Source organism: Acinetobacter sp. YH12211, from assembly GCF_013418015.1.
GTDB lineage: Bacteria > Pseudomonadota > Gammaproteobacteria > Pseudomonadales > Moraxellaceae > Acinetobacter > Acinetobacter towneri.
On sequence record NZ_VPCW01000004.1, the window covers coordinates 156,897 to 178,739 of the forward strand.

Annotated in this window: 20 protein-coding genes; 12 read left to right on the forward strand and 8 right to left on the reverse strand. The window is 41.4% G+C overall.

The genetic code is table 11. The features are described 5' to 3' along the window. Positions 1-3: 3 nt before the first annotated feature. The gene (locus FTU98_RS03830) at positions 4-546 is read right to left on the reverse strand and encodes an adenine phosphoribosyltransferase (RefSeq protein ID WP_004972003.1); all 543 of its coding nucleotides are present in this window, start codon (positions 544-546) and stop codon (positions 4-6) included. 484 nt (positions 547-1,030) lie between these two features. On the opposite strand from FTU98_RS03830, the gene rubA reads away from it, so the two are divergent. The 5 genes from rubA (at position 1,031) to FTU98_RS03855 (ending at position 5,358) form a co-directional block, all read left to right on the forward strand. Beyond that, a complete protein-coding gene (rubA, locus tag FTU98_RS03835) occupies positions 1,031-1,195 on the forward strand; it encodes a rubredoxin RubA (protein ID WP_004972007.1) in 165 nt (54 codons plus the stop codon). Positions 1,196-1,267: 72 nt separating this feature from the next. Then, entirely contained in the window at positions 1,268-2,446 is a 1,179-nt protein-coding gene (locus FTU98_RS03840) for an FAD-dependent oxidoreductase (protein ID WP_179988960.1), read from the forward strand. A gap of 56 nt (positions 2,447-2,502) precedes the next feature. After that, complete coding sequence (locus FTU98_RS03845; RefSeq protein WP_131261612.1) at positions 2,503-3,441, forward strand: alpha/beta fold hydrolase; 939 nt, start codon at positions 2,503-2,505, stop codon at positions 3,439-3,441. Positions 3,442-3,454: 13 nt separating this feature from the next. Further along, positions 3,455-4,360, forward strand: coding sequence for a LysR family transcriptional regulator OxyR (gene oxyR, locus FTU98_RS03850; protein ID WP_096900971.1), 906 nt, complete (start codon positions 3,455-3,457; stop codon positions 4,358-4,360). Positions 4,361-4,722: 362 nt separating this feature from the next. After that, positions 4,723-5,358 carry a LuxR C-terminal-related transcriptional regulator gene (locus FTU98_RS03855; RefSeq protein ID WP_096900972.1) on the forward strand — a complete coding sequence of 212 codons (636 nt, stop codon included), beginning with the start codon at positions 4,723-4,725 and terminating at the stop codon, positions 5,356-5,358. Positions 5,359-5,468: 110 nt separating this feature from the next. On the opposite strand, the gene ppk1 is transcribed toward FTU98_RS03855, so the two are convergent. Then, positions 5,469-7,550 carry a polyphosphate kinase 1 gene (ppk1, locus tag FTU98_RS03860; RefSeq protein ID WP_179988962.1) on the reverse strand — a complete coding sequence of 694 codons (2,082 nt, stop codon included), beginning with the start codon at positions 7,548-7,550 and terminating at the stop codon, positions 5,469-5,471. A gap of 133 nt (positions 7,551-7,683) precedes the next feature. Further along, positions 7,684-8,358, reverse strand: a complete 675-nt coding sequence (gene mtgA, locus FTU98_RS03865) for a monofunctional biosynthetic peptidoglycan transglycosylase (RefSeq protein ID WP_004972019.1) — start codon at positions 8,356-8,358, stop codon at positions 7,684-7,686. A gap of 76 nt (positions 8,359-8,434) precedes the next feature. Here mtgA and FTU98_RS03870 point away from each other — a divergent pair, with 76 nt between their 5' ends. Next, positions 8,435-9,250 carry a rhomboid family intramembrane serine protease gene (locus FTU98_RS03870; protein ID WP_179991130.1) on the forward strand — a complete coding sequence of 272 codons (816 nt, stop codon included), beginning with the start codon at positions 8,435-8,437 and terminating at the stop codon, positions 9,248-9,250. A gap of 46 nt (positions 9,251-9,296) precedes the next feature. Here FTU98_RS03870 and FTU98_RS03875 read toward each other — a convergent pair whose 3' ends face one another. Together FTU98_RS03875 and FTU98_RS03880 are read right to left on the reverse strand one after the other, a co-directional pair. Further along, entirely contained in the window at positions 9,297-11,786 is a 2,490-nt protein-coding gene (locus FTU98_RS03875) for an ABC transporter permease (protein WP_179993569.1), read from the reverse strand. 1 nt (position 11,787) lies between these two features. Then, on the reverse strand, positions 11,788-12,537 hold the full coding sequence (locus tag FTU98_RS03880) for an ABC transporter ATP-binding protein (RefSeq protein WP_167845862.1): 750 nt from the start codon (positions 12,535-12,537) through the stop codon (positions 11,788-11,790). 12 nt (positions 12,538-12,549) lie between these two features. Between FTU98_RS03880 and FTU98_RS03885 the strand changes: the two genes are divergently transcribed. After that, entirely contained in the window at positions 12,550-13,179 is a 630-nt protein-coding gene (locus tag FTU98_RS03885) for an arylesterase (RefSeq protein ID WP_167845861.1), read from the forward strand. Between the two features lie 39 nt (positions 13,180-13,218). Here the strand turns inward: FTU98_RS03885 and FTU98_RS03890 are convergent, their stop codons facing one another. After that, on the reverse strand, positions 13,219-13,833 hold the full coding sequence (locus FTU98_RS03890) for a carbonic anhydrase (protein WP_004972031.1): 615 nt from the start codon (positions 13,831-13,833) through the stop codon (positions 13,219-13,221). 299 nt (positions 13,834-14,132) lie between these two features. Between FTU98_RS03890 and FTU98_RS03895 the strand changes: the two genes are divergently transcribed. After that, positions 14,133-15,194: an alpha/beta fold hydrolase gene (locus FTU98_RS03895; protein ID WP_026438298.1), complete on the forward strand. Its 1,062-nt coding sequence runs from the start codon at positions 14,133-14,135 to the stop codon at positions 15,192-15,194. Positions 15,195-15,212: 18 nt separating this feature from the next. After that, positions 15,213-16,226 carry a hypothetical protein gene (locus tag FTU98_RS03900; RefSeq protein ID WP_179990800.1) on the forward strand — a complete coding sequence of 338 codons (1,014 nt, stop codon included), beginning with the start codon at positions 15,213-15,215 and terminating at the stop codon, positions 16,224-16,226. Between the two features lie 73 nt (positions 16,227-16,299). Here the strand turns inward: FTU98_RS03900 and nfuA are convergent, their stop codons facing one another. Next, positions 16,300-16,938 carry a Fe-S biogenesis protein NfuA gene (gene nfuA / locus FTU98_RS03905; RefSeq protein ID WP_131261615.1) on the reverse strand — a complete coding sequence of 213 codons (639 nt, stop codon included), beginning with the start codon at positions 16,936-16,938 and terminating at the stop codon, positions 16,300-16,302. A 157-nt stretch (positions 16,939-17,095) separates the two neighbouring features. Between nfuA and FTU98_RS03910 the strand changes: the two genes are divergently transcribed. From FTU98_RS03910 to FTU98_RS03920, 3 genes are all read left to right on the forward strand, one after another. Continuing rightward, positions 17,096-17,713 carry a rhomboid family intramembrane serine protease gene (locus tag FTU98_RS03910; RefSeq protein ID WP_004972041.1) on the forward strand — a complete coding sequence of 206 codons (618 nt, stop codon included), beginning with the start codon at positions 17,096-17,098 and terminating at the stop codon, positions 17,711-17,713. Between the two features lie 317 nt (positions 17,714-18,030). Next, the gene (locus FTU98_RS03915; RefSeq protein ID WP_004972042.1) at positions 18,031-18,225 is read left to right on the forward strand and encodes a hypothetical protein; all 195 of its coding nucleotides are present in this window, start codon (positions 18,031-18,033) and stop codon (positions 18,223-18,225) included. 252 nt (positions 18,226-18,477) lie between these two features. Beyond that, a complete protein-coding gene (locus FTU98_RS03920; RefSeq protein ID WP_131261616.1) occupies positions 18,478-20,025 on the forward strand; it encodes a hypothetical protein in 1,548 nt (515 codons plus the stop codon). A gap of 125 nt (positions 20,026-20,150) precedes the next feature. Here FTU98_RS03920 and FTU98_RS03925 read toward each other — a convergent pair whose 3' ends face one another. Beyond that, a complete protein-coding gene (locus FTU98_RS03925; RefSeq protein ID WP_136144404.1) occupies positions 20,151-21,767 on the reverse strand; it encodes an inorganic phosphate transporter in 1,617 nt (538 codons plus the stop codon). Positions 21,768-21,843 lie beyond the last annotated feature (76 nt).

Here is a 21,843-nt window from a genome sequence, read left to right on the forward strand (position 1 = left end):
GGATTAAGCCACTGCTTGTTCTGGTTTAGATTTATTGTCCAATACGGACCAAATATCTAAACCTAAATTTTTGTGTAAATCTGGTAAGTCTAGGAAAATGCTTGCACCTAAAACTTGATGATTACATTTTTCAGCCAATTGTTTCACTGCTTTTAAAGTGCCACCTGTCGCCAATACATCATCTACAATAATGACTTTTTGCGCTTGCACATCGGCAGCCATTTCTAAACGGTCTAAACCGTATTCTAAGCTATAACCCACACCCACAACTGGTGGTGGCAATTTACCTGCTTTACGCACAAGTACCAAACCTTTGCCTGTACGCTGTGCCAAAAGGCTCGCCAATACAAAACCACGTGCTTCTACTGCAATAAAGCTTTCAACTTCAGCTAATTTTTCTGCAGGAATGCTGGCAATTAAAGCATCTGTTAATGAATCCAAATTATTCATAAACAAAGGCGTTAAATCATAAAAATCTACGCCTGGTTTTGGAAAATGAGGAACTGTACGAATATGCGACCACAAAAAAGTAGACAAATTGCTCATGGAAGATCAGAAATGTGACTAAAGAATGGTTGAATTTTACCGTTTATTTTCACATAAGGCTAGTGATCGAATCGGCAAGACTGCCATCAATCACGCATCAAAACACTACAAGGTTTTGATTTTTATAAACTTTAATATACTTAAAAATATTAATATATATTTATTCCATAATAAAATAGCAAAAATATAAGACTTTTACTGTACGACCAAGGTCTTAAATGGCATTTAAACGCATAAAAACGTGATTTTTCCTGCAGCCATTCTCTCATTACAATGCCGTATCTATATCAAAAGAGGTCTTTTCTGCGCGGTTATGTCCCATGCAGCTATTCATTCTATAAAAGCACAGATTAAAATCGCTTATTTACTTTACTTTAGCCGTATAACTGCGTAAAAATTTAATCAAATAGATATATCATACAACTAGTCGTAGATAAGTTTTTTGCTGATCTGGAAATTTAAAGATCGGTTTATGGAGAATTGAATGAAAAAGTATCAATGCATCGTTTGTGGATGGATTTATGACGAAGCAGAAGGCTGGCCTCAAGATGGTATTGTGGCAGGTACATTATGGGAAGATATTCCTGATGACTGGACTTGCCCAGACTGCGGCGTTTCAAAAGCTGATTTTGAAATGATTGAAGTTTAAGACCACGAAAAGACCATGTCCGATGGTCTTTTTTTAACGCCAATTTCTATGCCCTCATTTGGAGTACACCTTATGCATCCTATCGTTATTATTGGTTCAGGCATGGCAGGTTATACTGTTGCACGCGAGTTTCGTAAGCTAAATGCAGAACAAGAGTTAGTCATGATTTGTGCAGATGATGCTGCCAATTATGCCAAACCAACTTTATCTAACGCATTGGCGGGCAATAAAGCCCCTGCTCAAATTGCATTGGGCGATGCAGCTAAAATGGCAAGCCAACTCAATATGCGTATTGAAACCCACACTTGGGTTAAAGCAATTGATGCAGAAGCACATGTACTTGAATTAGAAAAAGAGGGTGTAAGCAGCCAACAACCTTATTCTAAATTGGTTTTGGCAGTGGGTGCGAATCCTGTACGTTTAGCCATTGCGGGCGATGGCAGTGATGACATTCATGTGGTAAATAATTTAAGTGATTACACCGCATTTCGCCAACAGCTTGAACAACGTCAAGACAAACGTGTGGTGATTTTAGGTGCAGGTTTAATTGGTTGTGAATTTGCCAATGACTTGCAGCAAACAGGACACCAAGTCACGGTGATTGACCTTGCACCACAACCACTAGGTCGTTTATTGCCGGATTATGTAGCCAATGCTTTTAAACAAAACCTAGAAGAAACGGGTATCCATTTTGTATTGGGTACAACCGTTGAAAAAGTTTCGAAAATTAAAAATGACGACTATTTAGTGACCATTACCAGTGGTCAGTCTTTAATTGCCGATGTGGTACTGTCTGCCATTGGTTTACAACCAAACATTGCTTTGGCTAAAACAGCAGGCATCGAAACCAGTCGTGGGGTCTTAACCAATGCGCAACTTGAAACCAGCCAAGCTGATATCTATGCAGTAGGTGACTGTGCGGAAGTGAATGGTATTTTATTGCCGTATGTGATGCCAATCATGCAGCAAGCACGTGCCTTAGCCAAAACCTTAAATGGTGAAACTACTCAGGTACACTACCCTGCCATGCCTGTTGCAGTGAAAACACCTGCTGCACCACTGACCGTTTTACCTGCGCCACTAGGGGTAGATGTCAACTGGCATACCGAAGAATTTGACGATGGCATGATTGCCAGAGCCTATGACCAAACCGATACCTTACGTGGCTTTGTCCTATTAGGCGCAACAGCGGCCAAACAACGCTTGAGTTTGACCAAATTAGTGCCAGACTTATTGCCTGTATCGGAATAAAATAAAAACAATAAAGGGCGATTGATTTCGCCCTTGCCTGACATGAGGATCACAACATGAATAGTGCACTTCAGTTCACCACATCGCCCTATACGGCATTTATGCACGAAACCAAAGTCGATTTAGGCAACGGAATTCAGCTGCATGTCGAAGTGGGCGGCAAAACTGAAGATCCACCTATTTTGCTGATTATGGGTTTAGGCGCACAAATGTTGTACTGGCCCGATTTCTTTTGTAAATCACTGATTGATCAGGGCTATCGTGTCATTCGCTATGACAACCGCGATATTGGTTTGTCATCCAAAATTCGCCACAAAGGCCCGCGTCTGAACACCTATAAAATGATGGGGCGTTTTAGCTTAGGTCTGCAAAACCACGGTGCGCCTTATAACTTATTTGATATGGCGGATGATGCTGCATTGCTATTAGAGCGCTTAGGCATTGAAAAGACCGAGGTGATTGGTGCTTCTATGGGCGGCATGATTGCACAAATTTTGGCAGCCAAATATGCAGATCGCGTGAATAATTTAGGCTTATTATTTACCAGTAATAACCAGCCTTTTTTACCACCACCATTTCCGAAACAACTGTTCAGCTTGCTAGAAAGACCAAAATCACAAGATGAAAATGGCATTGTTGATCATAGTTTAAAACTATTTAAGGTGATAGGCTCACCTGGCTATGTGAATCAACTCGAAACGATGCAAACTGCACGCAAATTATATCAGCGAAGTTATTACCCTGCGGGTGTACTTCAACAGTTTTTAGCAATATTATGTACAGGCTCGTTGCTACAACTGGACAAACAAATTCAGCAACCTACCCTTGTGGTACATGGTTCGCAAGATCGTTTGCTCCCACCAGGGCATGGTAAGGCTGTTGCGAAAGCGATTCCGGGCGCTAAGTTTGAATTAATCAAAGGAATGGGGCATGATATTCCTCCACACTTTATTCCTCATCTTAGCGAACTGTTTGCTCACCACTTTAAATCATAATCATTAGGACACTATGGCTGCATTACCATCTTTAAGACAGCTGTCATACCTCGTTACACTGTCTGAAACGTTACATTTTACAGAAGCGGCTCGCCGTTCTTTTGTAACTCAGTCGACTTTGTCTGGCGGGATCATGGAACTGGAGCGCCTGCTTGGCGGCGTACTGGTAGAACGTGATCGACAGAATGTACGTTTAACCCCATTGGGTGAACAAGTCGTAGCACGCGCCCGTGTTCTGTTAGCAGATGCACAGGACTTAATGCGTTTAAGCCGTGAAATGAGTGAGCCTCTCACAGGTGATTTACACTTAGGCGTGATTCCAACCATTGCCCCATTTATTTTGGCGCAACTGTTAGATGAAGTGCATAAGCAGCTACCTAAAATTCAATTGCATTTACACGAAGCGCAAAGTGAAAAAATTGTCGAAAAACTGGAACACGGCAATTTAGATATGGTGGTGTTAGCCCTGCCATTCGATACGCGTGGTTTGAAAGTGGCTGAAATTTCTAAAGAAGATTTGTTCTTGGTTTATCACAAGGGCGATCAAAAATCGGCGCAGGCCAATTCTTTAGATGATTTGGATTTATCGCGTTTAATGCTGCTTGAAGAAGGTCATTGCTTACGTGATCACACTTTAAGTGCTTGCCCGATTGGTGAACGCAAAAACGATCATCGTTTAAAAGCCAGCTCTTTGCCGACCTTGGTTGAAATGGTGTCTGCAAATTTAGGCTTTACCCTATTGCCTGAAATTGCAATTCATAATGCCATGATCAAATCGAATCCAGATTTACAGATCAAAAGTATTGAGGCTGCACCAAGCCGTACTTTGGCTTTAGTGACGCGTAAAAGCACGCCATTACAAAGTGAATTTGACGTTTTGCTGCAGATTTTACAGAAAATCACTCAAAACGCAGTCTAAATTTAGACACACGATCCAACATTTCATTAAGGAGCCAACATGGCTCCTTTTTTATTTTTCGTTCAAAAATGCGTATTGTTTTTGCAGTTCACTATGATTTAAGTGACTTATAAATATGAATAAGTTTAAAATGTGAGATTCATCACAAATTCAACAATTCACTCTTACAACTGAACGAAAGAACGGTATCGAGTTACATTACTCACGTTTTCAACACATTTCAAAAAAAATATTCAGCAACAATTACTTATATTTACCATTTTTATATAAAAATCACTATATTTAAGGATATTCAGTTACAGCAATATCACGCACAATCTATTTATCAAAATTATTTATAGAACAGCACAGGAGTATTTGTCATGATTCACAGAGATCTCGTTTTACCTGTGCCTGTTCTGCTGATTGATGATCAGGTAGAAGCATCACAAAATTTAAGCCACATTTTACAAAATTTTGGCTACCCTAAAGAGGTTCTACTTTGCAGCCCATCGCTCGCAAATGCAGTGCTGATGGTGCAGCAACATTTGCCTAATTTGGTATTTATCAATTTACAGTCTTGGTCAAAAGCTCAAATTGATTTTATCCAAAATCTCAAACTTTTCCGTAAAGATACCTTAATTGTGGCGGTGCTGCCTTCAAGTATGCCCAAACAATTGCTACAAGCTATTCATTTAGGCATTTCAGCCTATGTCTTTAGCGACCAATCTGCAACAGGCATGCAAAACCAGATTCGCACCATTTTACGTGGCGGCTCACCGCTAGACGGCAACTTAGCCAATGAAATCTTAGCCTGCGAACAATCCATTGTCGCACATGGTCATTCTTTGGCACTCTCTAAAACTGAACATGAAATATTGGCGCTTTCAGGACAAGGTTTACCTTCACAACAAGTTGCTGCCAACCTGAATGCTTCAGAACAACTGGTGCATGGTTATGTGAAAAGTATTTATCGGAAAATTATGAATGCGGATGATGCGATGTGCTGTTTTTCTTAAATTATTGATCAATAAATATCAATCAAAAATATAAGTCTTAAATAAATATTAGAAACAAAAAAAGAGCGATGTCTGGCATCGCTCTTTTTACCTGTTATAAATGTTTGAAACTAAACAATACTATCGGTCAGTATACGCTGCGCATTGTGTGGCTCTTCACCCTCAGCTGCTTTTACACGCACCCAAGTTCCATCACCCTGCAACAACCACGCCTGTTGATTGTCTTGCATGTAGGTCAATAAACCTTGCTCATAAATACGCTTTTTCAAGGCAGGATCTTCAATTGGGAAACACGCTTCAACACGGTTAAATAAGTTACGATCCATCCAGTCAGCACTTGAACAATAAATACGTGGATTGCCATTATTAGAGAAATAATAGACACGGGTATGTTCAAGGAAACGTCCGACAATCGAACGCACACGGATATTTTCCGATAAGCCCGGCAAACCTGGGCGCAAGCAGCAAATTGAACGGATGATGAGATCAATTTGCACACCCGCCTGAGACGCCTCGTACAATTTATTGATCAATTGCATTTCAGTCAGTGCATTCACTTTCACAATAATTTGTGCGGGCTTACCTGCTTTAGCATTGGCAATTTCTTCATCAATATAATTCACCAACTGTACGTGCAGGGTAAATGGTGCATGCAACAACTTTTTCAGTTTTGCCATTTTACCCATGCCTGTTAGCTCTTGGAAAATACGATGCACATCTTCACACAGCTCTTTGTCTGTGGTCAGTAAACCATAGTCGGTATAAATACGCGCATTGCCTGCGTGGTAGTTACCTGTGCCTAAATGTACATAACGCACCAATTTATTATTTTCACGGCGCACCACCAAAATCATTTTGGCGTGGGTTTTATACCCCACAATACCGTACACAACCACAGCGCCCGCTTCTTGCAACACGTTAGCCACAGCAATGTTAGATTCTTCATCAAAACGTGCACGCAGTTCAATCACCGCAGTCACTTCTTTACCGTTTCGTGCAGCCTCTGCAAGCACTTGTACAATTTCAGAATCTGCGCCACTACGATATAAAGTTTGTTTGATTGCCAAGACTTGTGGATCACGTGCAGCTTCACGCAGCAAGTTAATCACGGGTGCAAAAGATTCAAACGGATGGTGTAATAAAATGTCTTGCTTTTGCATCGCTGAAAAAATATTTTCAGACTTTTTTAACACCTTTGGAATGGCGGGTGTATGTGAATCATAACGTAAATGTGGACGTTTAAAATTAGACAATAAACGCGCCAAGTTCACTGGGCCATCTACTTTATAAAGTTGTTCTTCTTCAAGATCGAACTCATCTAGCAAATAATCATAAATGGCTTTCGGGCAGTTGTGCGTTACTTCTAAACGTACCGCACGACCAAAACGGCGTGAGTTTAATTCGCCTTTTAGGGCTTTGGCCAAGTCTTCTACATCTTCATTTAACGCCAAATCTGCATTACGGGTCACACGGAATTGATAGCATCCAGTCGCAGTCATGCCCGGGAATAAGTCAGACACATGCTCATGAATAATTGCTGAAAGCATGACGTGGTGCTCTTTACCGCCTGTAAGTTCATCGGGTAAACGAACTACACGTGGTAATGAACGTGGTGCAGGAACAACCGCCAAATCAATTTGACGACCAAAAGCATCTTTCCCTTCTAAAGTCACAATAAAATTCAGACTTTTATTGACCAAACGTGGAAATGGATGTGCAGGGTCTAGGCTAATTGGGGTTAATACAGGGGCAACTTGCTCTTGGAAATATTTTTTCACCCATGCCGATTGTGCAGGGGTTAATTCACCACGACGTAAGAAACAAATGTCTTCTTCACGTAATTTTGGCAAAATTTCCTGATTTAAAATACGGTACTGGCGTTCAATAGCAGCATGTGCTGTTTTAGAAATTTGATCTAACACCTGCTTAGGGGTTAAACCATCTGGACTACGGCTTTCATTGCCCAAGTCCAATTGTTCCATCATGCCCGCAACACGAATTTCAAAAAACTCATCCAAGTTACGTGAAAAAATCAGCAGGAAGTTCATGCGTTCCAACAAAGGATGCAACGGATCGACAGCTTGCTCAAGCACGCGCAAATGGAAATCTAAAATAGACAGTTCGCGGTTAATGTAGCGATCATTATATGTATATTCTGTTTGCGCAGGAGTCGCGCCTGTTGCCGTATTCATACCCACCTATGCTTTTTTAAAATGTTTGGCACTGCTACAAGTATGCTTCAATTTTGTGACATTTTCATAAAAAAAGCCTAAAAAATTAGGCTTTGTGGATATTTTCACATTTTATAGTTTGTTTTCGCTCAATTTAGGGAATTTCCGCATAACGCATATAGCGCTGCACCATCTGTTTACGGGCTTTTAATGCCCCCGCATTACGATGTTCCTGAAAATATTTTGGATTGGTTAAAATCGCAGCCAAGAAAATTGCTTGATCACGGCTTAAACTTTTTGCACTTTTGCCAAAATAATGCTGTGCCGCAGCTTCGGCACCATAAATATTATCGCCAAATTCTACCGAGTTGAGATAGACCTCTAAAATACGCTGCTTTGACCACATGCGTTCCATCATCCATGTCGCCACAACTTCTTGGCCTTTACGCAAAAAAGAACGCTTATTGTATAAAAACAAATTCTTGGCGAGCTGCTGAGAAATTGTAGAACCACCTGCAACAACCTTGCCTTCATCTTTGTTCCGTTCCAGCGCAGTTTGAATACCTTCCCAGTCAAAACCATGATGCTGCATAAATTTGCCATCTTCGGCAGTCACTACAGCACGTTTTAAGTTGTCACTGAGTTGGTCATAGTCGCGCCATTGGTGTTGAATAGGCTTGCTCGGTTCAGCCCAATAATCCAAACGCATCATCATGGTCGATTGCACAGGCTGCGTACGCCACCACACCAAGCTGCTAAAAATCCATAATTGAACCAAAAGCACCACACTAACAAGAATTAACAAAGTTCGTATAAAAAAAGCTTTCATCTTGGTGCATGGCTCCTGAAGCGTTATTTTTTCGTGTTAAGCTTAGATTGATCACTACGACACAATATTTAAATATATGTCCCAACATCCCCCAAACCTGCGCAACAATAAAGTTGAAATTCACCTGTGGTGGATTACCGCAGCCCTGATTGCAATCAATGTGGCTTTGTTTGCATGGCAAGTGCTCAACGGCATGAACATTAGCAATCCTAGCCCGCAAGATGCAATACGCTGGGGTGCTGATTATGCACCTTTAACCTTTTTGGCGGAACCCATTCGCCTGTTCAGCAGCATGTTTTTTCATTTTGGTTTAGTACATTTAATGTTAAATATGTGGGCCTTGTATATTTTTGGCAGCGTCAATGAACAATTGTTTGGGCGTGTCTATTTTATAGTGTTATATGTTTGCGCGGGTTTGATGGGTAGCCTGCTCAGTGGCTATGTCAGCATTCAGGACAGCTATACCCTGCTCGAACAAGGTGTCGCTAATCCAAAGCTGTTACCTAGCGTGGGTGCAGGTGCTTCAGGTGCGGTGATGGGACTTGGAGCTGCACTGACGGTATTGGCGTTATTGCCCCAATTACCTCGCCAAAAATTTCTCTTGGATGGTAAAACCTTAGTGATGGTAATGGCACTAAACTTAGGTATGGGCTTTATGATCAGTGGCATTAATAATGCTGCACATATTGGCGGCATGCTCATGGGCGCAGCCATGACACTCATTTGGTATATTGGACAACGCAGCAAACACAGTAACTTAGTGAACGGTTTTGCGATGCTCCTTGCACCATTGGGCTGTGCTGCATTTTACTGGTATTGCCATCAACTGCTTGCCCCAATTCAACCCCTTTGGCAAGAACTGCTTAGCATGATGCAACGCAGTCTGGGTTAAACAATCAACCTTTACAACAAGTAAAACAACATCAACTAGAGATGAATCAGGACTGATTCATCTCCCTTAAACTTTGCAGTGGCGGAATATCGCATAAATAACTTAAACGATAACGTCCAATCAAGGCACACAGCACGGTCATAAATACAGGCAAAATCAGCCAGATTTCCCAATGTGGTTGCAGCATTAAATCCATGCGGTAACTGGCAACAGCACTAATGACTTCGGCAAATAAACACGCCACCATTCCCGCTATAAAGCCCATAAAACCGATTTCCAGACTCAACATACGTTTGAGTTTTTGTTTAGAACTACCAAAAGAACGCAGTAATGCGACTTCGCGTTTGCGCTCATCCATCAGCAAGTTTAAACACGCGATTAATACCAACAGCCCAGACACACTCACCAAAATGGCTAAAATGGTGATGATCTGCACCAACACATTCACAATGCGTTTAATTTCATCCAAAATTAGGCTGACATCAATAAACACTGTGTTGGCAAATTGCTGAATCAATTGAATTAGTTTCGGTTTATCTGCTTCAGGCACATAGAAACTGCCCAAATAACTGCCTGCATTTTCATCCATAGTGTGCGGTGAAAAAATAAAGAAAAAATTTGGACTAAAGCTTTCCCACTCCACCGTACGCAGATTAATCACTTCGGCTTCAAGTATGCCTTCAGGCAAACTAAAACTGAGTCGATCACCAATTTGAATGCCCAACTCGGCAGCCGTATCTGCTTCTACTGACACTTGTCCCACTGCACTGAAATTGGCTTGCCCATTTACAATGATATTATCGGCAGGATAACGGTCAGACTGTGTCAGGTTGAGTTCGCGTCTTAACGTATTGCTTTGCTGAATTAAGGCGTCGGCAAAAGGTTGATCATTTTTGGCGACCAAACGCCCGCGTATATTTGGATAAAGTGGCGTGCTGTGCCACTGCTGCTGCGTTAATTGTTGTTGAAACTCAGGCATATCAAACGGTGGCAAGCCGTAAACAAACTGATTGGGTGTTCCTTCGGGCAATTGCTGCTGCCAACGATCTAGCAGGTCGGTACGCAACACTGCAAGTACCGTAATTAAACTTAATCCTAAAGCCAATGCAGTAATTTGAAATGCCGTGACAGCAGGCGCACGAATATACGCTGCGAGTCTGCCTTTAGAATGACGCAATAATTTTAATAAACTCCACACCACTCCATACAGCAATACGCACAGCGCAATAATCGCACCAATCACCCATGTACTAAGCACTAAACTTTCGGTCAAGACCACACAAAATACGATTAGACTTAGCGTCCCTGTAAGCAACATCCACCACCAAGCGCGCATGCTTTTGTCTTGTTGGCGAATCACGCGAATCGGTGCGGTATTCAGCAATTGCAATAAATTAGGCAGCACAAAACCCAACAACACCACAGCACTGGTGAGCATGGCGATTGGCAATGGCCCAAGCAACATTGCCATGGCTGAAAATTGAATTTCCAGGTGCGGAATCAGTTGCAGCATGATTTGCAACAAAGCATAGCCCAACGTCACGCCCAAAATACTGCCAATGCCCATAGCGATAATTAAGACCAAAGCAAGCAAAGCCAAATAAGCGGCTAAAATTTGTCGTTTACTTGCACCAATACAACGTAATAAGGCGATATGATCCTGATTTTGTTGCACATAGCGCTGACTGGTCAAACCAATCGCAATCCCACACAATAAAATGGTCAGGATATTCGCTAACTGTAAAAAGGTGTCTAAATTGGCAATTGGGCGCATTAAGCGAGTATTGCCTTCACTGGCATTGCGTAGTCTTAAACTACTTTGTTCTTCAAAGTTTTGTTCAGGGCTGGCCGTTTGCTGTGCCTGTGCAGGCTGTTGTGTATGTGTTTTAAAATACTGCTCAAAATTTTGTGTATCTTTGGCGCTGCCTGCCAACAACAAACGGTAATCTATGCGGCTACCCACTTGAATCGCGTGGGTACGTGCCACATCGGCCTGTGAAATAATTACTGTCGGCGAAAAACCTGAAAAACCGAGTTCCTGATTAGAATCATGTTCAATTTTGGCAGTCACGGTAAATGCTGCATCGGCAATATTCACCGTTTCACCAAGTTTAACGTGAAGCAAATCCATGGCACGTTGGCTGAGCCAAATTTCACCAGATTGAATCTTGTCCGCTGCAGGACTCACCCTCAATTCACCACGTAACGGAAAATTGTGCTCAATCGCTTTGACATTCACCATCACAAATTGTGCTTGAGTATGTGCCATCGAACTAAATACAGTCACATGCGACTGTTGTAACTGATGTGCAGTCGCCTGATCCTGCCAGTCTTGTGCAATGGGTTCATTGTCGCTCAGGACTAAATCACCCGCCAACATTTCTGCCGCTTGCAACGCTACCGCATTTTGAATTTGTTCATTGCTAAACTTTAAGGCCGTGGTCGCACTAATCGCTAAAGTCAGCGCAATAATCAGTAAATATACACCACTGCTTTTAAAACTCTGCTTTAACAGCGGATGAAATAATGCGTTCATTTCATCCTCCTGTTATGGCAGCAGTTGGCTTAGCTGCAAATTGCTCAACCAATTGCCCATCAATTAAGGCATAGTGACGCTGACATTGTGCCGCCAGTTTCGGGTCATGCGTGACTAACACCAAAGTTGTGCCCAACTCGCGGTTCAACTCAAATAGCAATTGCTCAATTTCAGTTGCAGTTTCACCATCCAAATTTCCTGTCGGCTCATCGGCAAAAATAATTTTAGGTTCACGAATTAAAGCACGTGCAATGGCGACACGTTGTTGCTCGCCTCCCGAAAGCACTTTCGGCGTTTGCTGTGCCTGACGCTCTAAACCGACACGTTTCAGCAAATTCAGCGCTTTTTGTTCAGCTTCTGCATATTTAAATTTTTCCTGCAAACGTAGTGGCAACATCACATTTTCCAGTGCCGTCAAATGCGGCAATAACTGAAATGACTGGAACACAAAACCAATATGCTTTAAACGAACTTCTGCACGTTGTTCTTCGTTTAATTCTGCAATTGACTCACCACATACCACCAATTTTCCACTACCGGCTTGATCTAACGTTGCCAAAATACCCAATAAGGTCGATTTTCCCGAACCCGAACGACCTGTAATGGCAACTTGTTCGCCTGCCTGAATATCGAAGTTTAAATTCTCAAAAATGGTCAATTGTTTTTGTGCAAGTTGTATCTTTTGTGTCAAATTTTGGGCAGAAATAATCGTTTGTGGCATGATATTAGATTCTTTAGTGTTTTGAGTCATACGTTTCCCATTATGCAAAATCGCAATCTAACTAGTCGTGTCTTTCCGTGTGTGTTGCTGCTTGGACTATGTTTCAGCCCATTCGTGGTATCTGCAAAAACCATTATGATTGTAGGTGACAGCTTGAGTGCAGGTTACGGCATACAACCACAACAAGGTTGGGTTCACTTATTGCAAAAACGTTTAGAACAACAGTATCCGAAACAGCATAAAGTGGTCAATGCAAGTGTCAGTGGCGAAACTACCAGCGGCGCTTTGGCGCGTCTGCCTAAATTGCTGCAGACCCATCGCCCAGACGTTGTAGTCATTGAGTTAGGCGGGAATGATGGCTTACGTGGACAACCACCACAAATGATTCAAAAAAATTTAGCGAACTTAATTCAGCATAGCCAAAAAGCCAAAGCGAAAGTGGTGATTTTTGGGATGAAAATGCCGCCAAATTACGGCTCGGCGTATAGCAAAGCATTTGAAAATAACTATAAAGTGGTGAGTCAGCAATATAAAGTCAAATTACTGCCATTTTTTATGGAAGGTATTGCGGGCAATAAGCAATTGATGCAAAAAGATTTAATTCATCCAAATGCCAAAGCTCAGCCTATTTTGCTAAATAATGCTTATCCATATATCAAAGGCGCTTTATAAAGCGCCTTTGAGGAAAATCTAATTGCTGTGCGGTTCGGATTAAAAATCAAAAAAAACCACTTCACCTGTTTCCAGTGAATATTCTGCACCGACTACTTTCAACTGACCTTGTTCAATCAGGTTTTCTAAAACTGCTGAACCATGACGCAATTGATTTACCGATGCAAATACATTGGAACGTACTGCATGCTTAGACAATTTCGCCAAATCATTTTTCAGTTCAGTCTGCATTAAGGTTTCAACTGAAGGGCGAACACGGTTCACAATCGACATTAAATTTGCCGATGGTGGACAGTCTGGGCACATTAAAGTATCAATTGTCGCTTGAATTGCACCACAGTGACTGTGTCCTAAGACAACAACCACAGCACAGTCATAACGCTCTGCCGCAAATTCAACACTACCTACCTGTGATGGCGCAACCACGTTGCCCGCAACACGAATTACAAAAAGATCACCCAATCCTTGGTCAAATACCATTTCTGCAGGAACACGTGAATCTGAACATCCTAAAATAATGGCAAATGGATTTTGGTCTTCTGCCATTTCTGCACGCTGTTGGTGCGACAATTGCTTCGGATGTCTGGTATCACCAGAAACAAAACGTTGGTTTCCTTGTTTAAGACGTTCTAAAGCTTCTTGAGCTGTTAGCATTCTTGATTTACCACCGATCTTTGAAGTTGCGATATTCTAAAGCCAGTTTTTATGAATGTCACTTGCAAAAAAATATGCAGCTGCGCTTTTCTTTATTCATTTTTGTTATAAATTTTTTCACTTTTTATTGAGATAGGTCACATTTTCTACCAATTTCAAAGCTTTGATCAAAAAAGCAAGGGATGACTTTCATTTTTAAACGCCTACAATAGACAGAATACACTTGTGCAATTAGACCTAAGAGCTAGTGCCTATCATTATTGGAGCCTGTTTTGGGTTCGTCAGGGGAAGACGTTTTCATGATGAAATTTATTCGATCACGTTATCTACATACGACTTTATTGGCTTTGGGACTAAGTACATCTTGCCTTGTGCAAAGCGCTGCGCCCAATCCATATACCTTCACAAAAAACAATAACGCCAGTAACAGCAACGCAACTGAACTTAAACTATTACAAAATCATTTTCAGCAACAGCGCAAACAAGCAGGACTAAGCTCTAAAAGCATTCGTGTTGGAGATGTCGTCTGGAGCTATAACGAAGGTGGCTCGCACAGCAAACCCACAATTTTATTGATTCATGGTTTGGCAGGCACACGTGATAATTGGAACCGTGTCGCGCAATTTTTAACCCCACATTATCATGTGATTATTCCAGATTTACCCAATAGCGGTGACACCAAAACTCCAAGCAATTTTGATAATTCAGTTCCGAATGTAACTTCACAACTGCGTCAATTTATTGAAGCAATTGACTGTGAAGAAAACTTACACGTGGCAGGACATTCTTTAGGCGGCTCAATTGCAACCGTGTATGCCTCGCAATATCCTTTTGATACGCAAAGTTTATTTTTACTCAATAGTGCAGGCATTTATAAACTTGCTAATACGCCTTACACCAAAAATCCATTATCTTTAAATGACTTAATTGTGAGCAAACATGGCGATTTAGCCGACGTCGCCAAACAAATCATGCAAAGCCCGCCTGCCATGACCTCACAAATTCAACATGCGCAAGAAGAAGTCCTGATTTCTCGCTCAGAACAAACCCGTAAAGCAATTGAGCAAATTGTCAAACTCAACCGTATTTATACTCCAGACTCATTTGCACGTTTAGCAGGATCAATTGAAGCACCGACCCTGATTTTATGGGGTAAGCAAGATCGCATTATTAATGTTGAAGTGGCGAAGGAATTACAATCTTTACTCAAACGCGCCGAAACACCTGTGATTCTTAATAATGTTGGACACATGCCGTTATTGGAAGCTGAAAAACAAGTCGCACAATATTATTTGCCGTTTCTGGCTAAAACTCAGAACCTAAAAAACCCACTTGCTGATAAACTGATTCCTCTAAATTAATTATTATATAAAACCTTCATGCAGAAACATCCCATCATTGAGCAACTAATTGAAGCTCAGCTTGATTTTTTAGATCAAGAATTTAACCAAAGTGAAATGGTACAAACTGAATTTATGCAGTTTTACCAATGGTTTCGCAAACAAAGCTTACAAGATTTATGGACATCTGAAGCCATTCATCAACTGATTCAACATCAAATTTTAAATACACCTGCCAGTTCATTTTTAGTGGAACAAATTGCTGAGCATATTCGTTTTGCACTGGTACACCCTGTTAATGACAGCAGTAAAATTGCCGATGTGATACCTGTGCTGACCATCGACAAAATTGCACAATATGTTGCAAGTAAAAGTGGACATCGTCAGCGTTTGATTAAAGCCGTGGTGAATAATCCTGCCTTTGCCGCCATGATTACCCAACTCATTCAACATTCCATTCAGGATTATATGGATAATTCGGTGATCGCCAAAAGCGTGCCTGGCGTATCGCGTTTTATGAAAATGGGTAAATCGGTTTTGGAAAGCGTTACCGATACCAATTTAGACCAGACCATTCAGCATTATTTGCAAAAAAATGTGCAGAAGCTGACTCAAATGAGCGAGTCGGTGCTTAATCAACATTTTGATGAGGAAAAACTGTATCACTTCCAAGCCAATTTATGGCACAAAATTAAAGATTTGCCACTTTCCGTTTTAAAAAACTATATTGAAGTGCAAGACCTATCTCAAACTGTCAATTTAGGACATGAAATTTGGGATCATTTACGCCAAAGTGACTATTTGAAACAGCAAGTGCATGATGGTGTGTATGCGTGGTATGTACGCAATCAAGCACGACCTTTTGATTTGTTATTGCACGACTTAAATATTGATGAAGCGCTAGTCCAACATCAATTACAACAACTGTTAAATCCAGTCATTCAAAAAATGATCGCTGAAGGCTATTTAAAGCAACGTGCGCGCCATTATTTAGAGGAATTTTATTATTCTGAAAAAACACAACAAATTTTAAATCTACAAACGAATGAATAGGGTCTGTTGACAATTTCAGATAAAAAATAACCTCCTAAAATTTAGGAGGTTATTTTTAAGCGAGGCTTAGAGCTTATTTAAAATAAGCACCTTCAGATTGACTGTGGTCAGTCTGATCCACCACACGCATCAATTCAGGTACGTGTTGTTTCAAGGTTGTTTCAACACCTTGCTTTAAAGTCACATCAATCGCTGAACATCCTTGGCAACCGCCACCAAATTTCAATACTGCAGTTAAGCCGTGTTCTTCATCTTCAACCACTTCAACCAAAGCACAGTTACCACCATGCCCTGCTAAACCTGGGTTAATTTCAGACTGTAAAACATAAGTAATGCGTTCTTCTACTGAAGCATCTGGGCCTACGCGTGGCACTTTTGAGTTCGGTGCACGGAAAGTCAATTGACCACCAAAACGGTCTTTGTTGTAGTCAATTACGGCATCCAATAAATACGGAATAGACGGCGTATCAATAAATGCAGGAAAGTCTGGATATTCCTGTTTGTAGTCTGTAGGTACAACTTCATCGGGCGCACTATAAGCCATGCAACATTCAGCACGCGGTGTACCAGGATTTTCCACAAAAACACGCACACCAATACCCAGTGTATTTTGCTTTGCCAATAAATCCTTCAAATACTCTTGAGCAGTTGGCGTAATCAATAAGTTTGGAATTTCATCTACAACTGCTGTGCTGCTGTTCTCAGTCGACATAACAATAATTTCCTCAAGCTGAAGTGGCTATTTTAACTGAAGATGCGGGGGAATAAAAAAAAATCAACCAAAATTGTCGGATTTATTCCTAAAGTTCGACTCAAACTCAGTTTTGATGCATTATTACAGCAGAATTCAAGTAAAAGAATAGGCGTTTATGCTCGATTTACCTTTTAATCATACCGTGACCATTATCATTATTACGGTCATTGTGTCTATGTTGGCGTTTTCCAAACAAGAATTAATGAATCGTCTGATTTTTTGGCCGCCTGCTATGCAACGTGGTCAATATGACCGCTTCATTACCCATGGTTTTGTGCATGCCGATGGTGCGCATTTGCTGTTCAATATGATTACCCTGTTTTTCTTTGGCAGCATTATTGAAAGTTTTTATCGCCAATACGTCTATGATTTAGGCTTTGTTTTATTCTATTTGGGTGGTTTAATCGCCGCGATTATTCCAAGTTATTTAAAGCATAAAAATGACCATCGTTGGGCCAGCTTAGGCGCATCTGGTGCTGTATCTGCGGTGTTGTTTGCCTATATTTTGTTTGAGCCGTGGAAGTTGATTTTCGTGTTCTTTATTCCAGTGCCTGCCATTATTTTTGCAATACTGTATGTAGCGTATAGCATTTGGTCGGGTAAACGCGGCAATTCCAATATTAATCACAGTGCGCATTTATGGGGTGCGGCCTATGGTGTGATTGTGACTATTTTAATTGAACCACGCATCTTGCCTCACTTCCTGAATAAACTGGCGCAACTGCCGTTTTAACTTTTGAAACTATAACGACTCGGTACATCTACCACTGAGTCGTTGCTACTTTAAAGAATTTTCAAATCCGTCAATAGACTGCTTTCATAAATCCGCTTAACACCATCATTTATTGCCTCTCATCTTCAGCCTCTCTCATTGGGAAAAACGACTTTCAATCGTCATTTTATGAACTGCTGATAAGTATTTTTGATTGATGAAAGCATCTGAATGATCCAATACAGCATAAAGCACACAACAAATAACATGCAGTTACTCGACAAGCACTTATACTAAGAATATAAAGACTAAAACTATCAAGCAATCAGGAGTCAGCCATGAAAAAGTTTGCACTTCTAAGCGCCCTGTTACTCAGTCTAGGATTAAGCGCCTGTGCCGTACATACCCCTGAAGGCAGTGTGGTGATTGATCCTGACCGCACGATCTACCCGAAAGGCTATTATCCACACCAACATCCGCATGGTGATGGTGATTTTTGTCCTCCAGGTCAGGCGAAAAAAGGACGTTGTTAAGCTGTTGGTCTGAGTGAATAAAACATTGTTGATACAGCATCAGACTCATTTATGATTCGAACCTAGACATTTAAACACTAACCTTTAAATCTCAACAACATTTCATTCACATTAAAAACCTTTACACTTCGTGAAGGTTTTTTTATTCAAATTTCACTCAATTTTGGTAGTTTTTGCTACCCCATATCGCAACTTGGCATAGATAATGTATACATCTGTATATTAATTTCAATTTAGTTTGCGAGTTTTTGCATGTCCACTTCTTACGATGGCTTACAGTTTCCAATTCATCCAGAAAATCATAAACCCAGCACCTCAAGCACGGGCAAACAAATTATTGCCGAAGCCTTAGCCACAGTCGATCATCAAAGCTCAGTCGATGCTTTGGCAGAAAAAAACTGGCGTAAACACTATCCAAAATACTTTAAAGCCCTCGTGACCAATGGTATTCGTGAACAAGCTAACGCAATTCAAATTGCAGAAGATGGTTTAAGAAAAGCGCATCAAAGTTTTGAGTTTTATCGTCATGAGCAAAAATATGTGCTGAAAGATGTCATGCTCTTGCCTACTGAAACTTTACATACCTTTAAATTACAAGGCAGCAGCCAAGCAGCACCCGAATGGTATGTGCCGTATCGTGGGCAAAAGTTACAAGGTCAAGCTCTACTAGATCAAATTGCAATTTGGCTAGCAGCAGGCATTATTGAACCAAGTCATGCCGAAGCGTTAAATGCTGCAATGGCGCATCCTGAATGGTTTGATTTGTCTGACCGTAACATGGTGCTATTTGGTGCAGCTTCAGAAGCAGGGCCACTCACATGGTTAGCCAAATGGAAAGCCAATATTATTGCAGTCGATTTACCAAACAGCCGTGTGTGGAATAAAATTTTAAGCACTGTGCAACAAGGCAATGCTACCTTATACGCACCAAGTACAACACAACTCGCGGCAGATACCCCACTTGATATTTTAACAGAACAGTTGGGTGTAAATCTGCTAACGCAAACCCCAGAAATTGCACAATGGTTAGCTCAAAAACCTCAAACGCTAGATTTAGCAGCCATTGCCTATTTAGATGGTGAAAAACACGTGCGTGTTGCGATGGCAATGGATGCGATTATGCAATATGTCAGCGAACACAAAGCTGATAGCAGCCTTATGTTTATGTGTACCCCAACCGATGTTTATGCCGTTCCTGAAGAAGTGATTAGCGCATCGGCAGAGAAGTTTCAGCAGCGTTCGCAAGGGCAAAAGCTACTTACCAAAAGTATTGAAACCATTTCACGCAGTCATTTCTTCCAAAAGAATCTGCATAATTTAATTGCTTCAGACAATGGTCAACATTATGGTATTGCCGACTGTTTGGTGGTTGAACAAGGGCCAAACTATGCTTTAGCAAAACGCATCCAGCAATGGCGTGCAATTTTAGCGCGTCATCAAGGACAGCATGTCAGCATCAATATTGCACCTTCGACCACCACACACTCTGTGACCAAAAATCCATTACTCAAAGCAGCATTTAGTGGCGCAAGTTTGTTTGATGTTGAAGCATTTAGCCCTGAAACCACCAATGCGATTATGGCGGCATTGTGGATTCATGACTTACGCAATCCAAACTCGGCAGCCAATCCTGAAGTGAAACTTGAGCATCCGCTCGAATTGATGATGGAAGGTGCGAACCATGGTGGATTGTGGCGCGTGGCGTATTTGGCACGAACTGCCCTACCTTTCGCTGCGCTCTATGGCTTTGCTGCAGATAAATTACCTCTGGACAAAGTCATCCAAAAATTTAAAAAGTAATGTAAACCGCTAATCTATCTATTCAAAAACTTGCCTGCAAATATTTCTTTAGACTAATCTGCAGGTATAAAAAAGCGCTGTATCATCACAGCGCTTTTTCAACCACTCAAAAAGTTTTGAATGGATTAAAACACTTTTAAGAACAACCAGAACAAGCTACCCGATAAGCAAATTGTCGCAGGTAAAGTGAAAATCCAAGCCGAAAGAATTGTACGCACCATTTGGAAATTCAGACCCGATTTATTTGCCACCATGGTACCTGCCACCGCACTGTTCAGTACGTGTGTAGTTGAAACTGGCATCCCCAAACCATCTGCAGCAGCAATAGTTGACATTGCCACAAGCTCGGCAGACATACCTTGACCATAAGTCATGTGCTGCTTACCGATACGTTCACCAACAGTCACCACAATACGTTTCCAGCCGACCATCGTACCCAAGCCTAGTGCTAAGGCAACGGCAACTTTGACCCAAGTTGGAATGTATTGTAAAAATGAATCTAAATGGCTGCGGTAGCTTTTAACCACTTTTTTCTGTTCTTCCGACATTTCAGGCAAGGCATTGGCTTTGTCTAAACGCTTGAATGAAGTCGTGCTTAAATACATATCATTACGCATTTCTGCTACTTCAGCTTCAGGCACATCTTTCAAGTTGCCATATTGACCCACACGCTCACCCAAATGATCCGTTAAGCTTGCCAAAGCAGGCACGACTTCAGGAGTAATTTCTTTGGTCTGAATATAACTAGTAATAATCTGACGCGCTTTTTCATCTGGCATATCGGCATGTTGTGGATAAATCACATCAGCCGTTTGCGTTGAAAGCTGCTGGAACGATTGAATGTGGTTTTGGCCTAACTCTTTATTTAACGAGTACGCCAACGGCACAATCCCGATCAAAATCAACATGATTAAACCCATGCCCTTTTGACCATCGTTTGAACCATGCGCAAAACTTACCCCAGTACAAGTAAAAATTAGAATGGCACGAATCAGTGGTGGTGGTGGCTTATTGCCTTCAGGTGGCTGGAACAACTCCATTTGTTTCTTGAAGATTTTTTTCACCAAGAAGAACAAAATCGCAGCAAAAGCAAAACCAATCAGTGGCGAGAACAATAAAGCCTTGCCCACTTTCATGACTTGTTCCATATCTACACCACTTGCACCCGCACCTGAGTTAATCAAGTAGTTCATAATCCCCACACCTAAAATCGAACCGATTAAAGTGTGCGAACTTGAAGCAGGAATACCGAAGTACCACGTTCCCAAGTTCCAGACAATCGCGGCAATCAACATGGCAAAAACCATGGCAAAGCCTGCGCCTGAACCGACATTCATAATTAGTTCGACTGGAAGTAAGGCAATAATACCGTAGGCAACTGCACCACTGGCGACCATCACCCCAAGGAAGTTACAGAAACCCGCCCACATTACTGCCACAGGTGCAGACAAGGCATTAGTATAAATGACCGTTGCCACTGCGTTGGCTGTGTCGTGGAAACCATTCACAAATTCAAAGCCTAAGGCAATGAATAAAGCGGTCGCCAATAAAATCACCGAGTACATACTCAGCGCAGGCACGTGGGATAAGTCCGCAGACAATTGGAAACCAATATAAATAAGGGTAGAAACGATGATCGTTAAAAACACCGGCATAAAAAATTTCGGTGTAGGCACATGAACATTGGTCGATTTAGTGGTCGACTTGTGTGCTGAATCTACAGGAGTTGGATTAGAATTCATGCAAGCAGAAAAGAGGATTTAAAATCCCCTTATTGTTCAATTAAATTGTGACAATTATATGACAAAGAGCTGTTAT

What these genes read in the sequence shown, in the direction of transcription:
- FTU98_RS03830 (WP_004972003.1), bottom strand. Translation starts at nt 546, where the DNA reads ATGAGCAATTTGTCTACTTTTTTGTGGTCGCATATTCGTACAGTTCCT.
- rubA (WP_004972007.1), top strand. Translation starts at nt 1,031, where the DNA reads ATGAAAAAGTATCAATGCATCGTTTGTGGATGGATTTATGACGAAGCA.
- FTU98_RS03840 (WP_179988960.1), top strand. Translation starts at nt 1,268, where the DNA reads ATGCATCCTATCGTTATTATTGGTTCAGGCATGGCAGGTTATACTGTT.
- FTU98_RS03845 (WP_131261612.1), top strand. Translation starts at nt 2,503, where the DNA reads ATGAATAGTGCACTTCAGTTCACCACATCGCCCTATACGGCATTTATG.
- oxyR (WP_096900971.1), top strand. Translation starts at nt 3,455, where the DNA reads ATGGCTGCATTACCATCTTTAAGACAGCTGTCATACCTCGTTACACTG.
- FTU98_RS03855 (WP_096900972.1), top strand. Translation starts at nt 4,723, where the DNA reads ATGATTCACAGAGATCTCGTTTTACCTGTGCCTGTTCTGCTGATTGAT.
- ppk1 (WP_179988962.1), bottom strand. Translation starts at nt 7,550, where the DNA reads ATGAATACGGCAACAGGCGCGACTCCTGCGCAAACAGAATATACATAT.
- mtgA (WP_004972019.1), bottom strand. Translation starts at nt 8,358, where the DNA reads ATGAAAGCTTTTTTTATACGAACTTTGTTAATTCTTGTTAGTGTGGTG.
- FTU98_RS03870 (WP_179991130.1), top strand. Translation starts at nt 8,435, where the DNA reads ATGTCCCAACATCCCCCAAACCTGCGCAACAATAAAGTTGAAATTCAC.
- FTU98_RS03875 (WP_179993569.1), bottom strand. Translation starts at nt 11,786, where the DNA reads ATGAACGCATTATTTCATCCGCTGTTAAAGCAGAGTTTTAAAAGCAGT.
- FTU98_RS03880 (WP_167845862.1), bottom strand. Translation starts at nt 12,537, where the DNA reads ATGACTCAAAACACTAAAGAATCTAATATCATGCCACAAACGATTATT.
- FTU98_RS03885 (WP_167845861.1), top strand. Translation starts at nt 12,550, where the DNA reads ATGCAAAATCGCAATCTAACTAGTCGTGTCTTTCCGTGTGTGTTGCTG.
- FTU98_RS03890 (WP_004972031.1), bottom strand. Translation starts at nt 13,833, where the DNA reads ATGCTAACAGCTCAAGAAGCTTTAGAACGTCTTAAACAAGGAAACCAA.
- FTU98_RS03895 (WP_026438298.1), top strand. Translation starts at nt 14,133, where the DNA reads ATGATGAAATTTATTCGATCACGTTATCTACATACGACTTTATTGGCT.
- FTU98_RS03900 (WP_179990800.1), top strand. Translation starts at nt 15,213, where the DNA reads ATGCAGAAACATCCCATCATTGAGCAACTAATTGAAGCTCAGCTTGAT.
- nfuA (WP_131261615.1), bottom strand. Translation starts at nt 16,938, where the DNA reads ATGTCGACTGAGAACAGCAGCACAGCAGTTGTAGATGAAATTCCAAAC.
- FTU98_RS03910 (WP_004972041.1), top strand. Translation starts at nt 17,096, where the DNA reads ATGCTCGATTTACCTTTTAATCATACCGTGACCATTATCATTATTACG.
- FTU98_RS03915 (WP_004972042.1), top strand. Translation starts at nt 18,031, where the DNA reads ATGAAAAAGTTTGCACTTCTAAGCGCCCTGTTACTCAGTCTAGGATTA.
- FTU98_RS03920 (WP_131261616.1), top strand. Translation starts at nt 18,478, where the DNA reads ATGTCCACTTCTTACGATGGCTTACAGTTTCCAATTCATCCAGAAAAT.
- FTU98_RS03925 (WP_136144404.1), bottom strand. Translation starts at nt 21,767, where the DNA reads ATGAATTCTAATCCAACTCCTGTAGATTCAGCACACAAGTCGACCACT.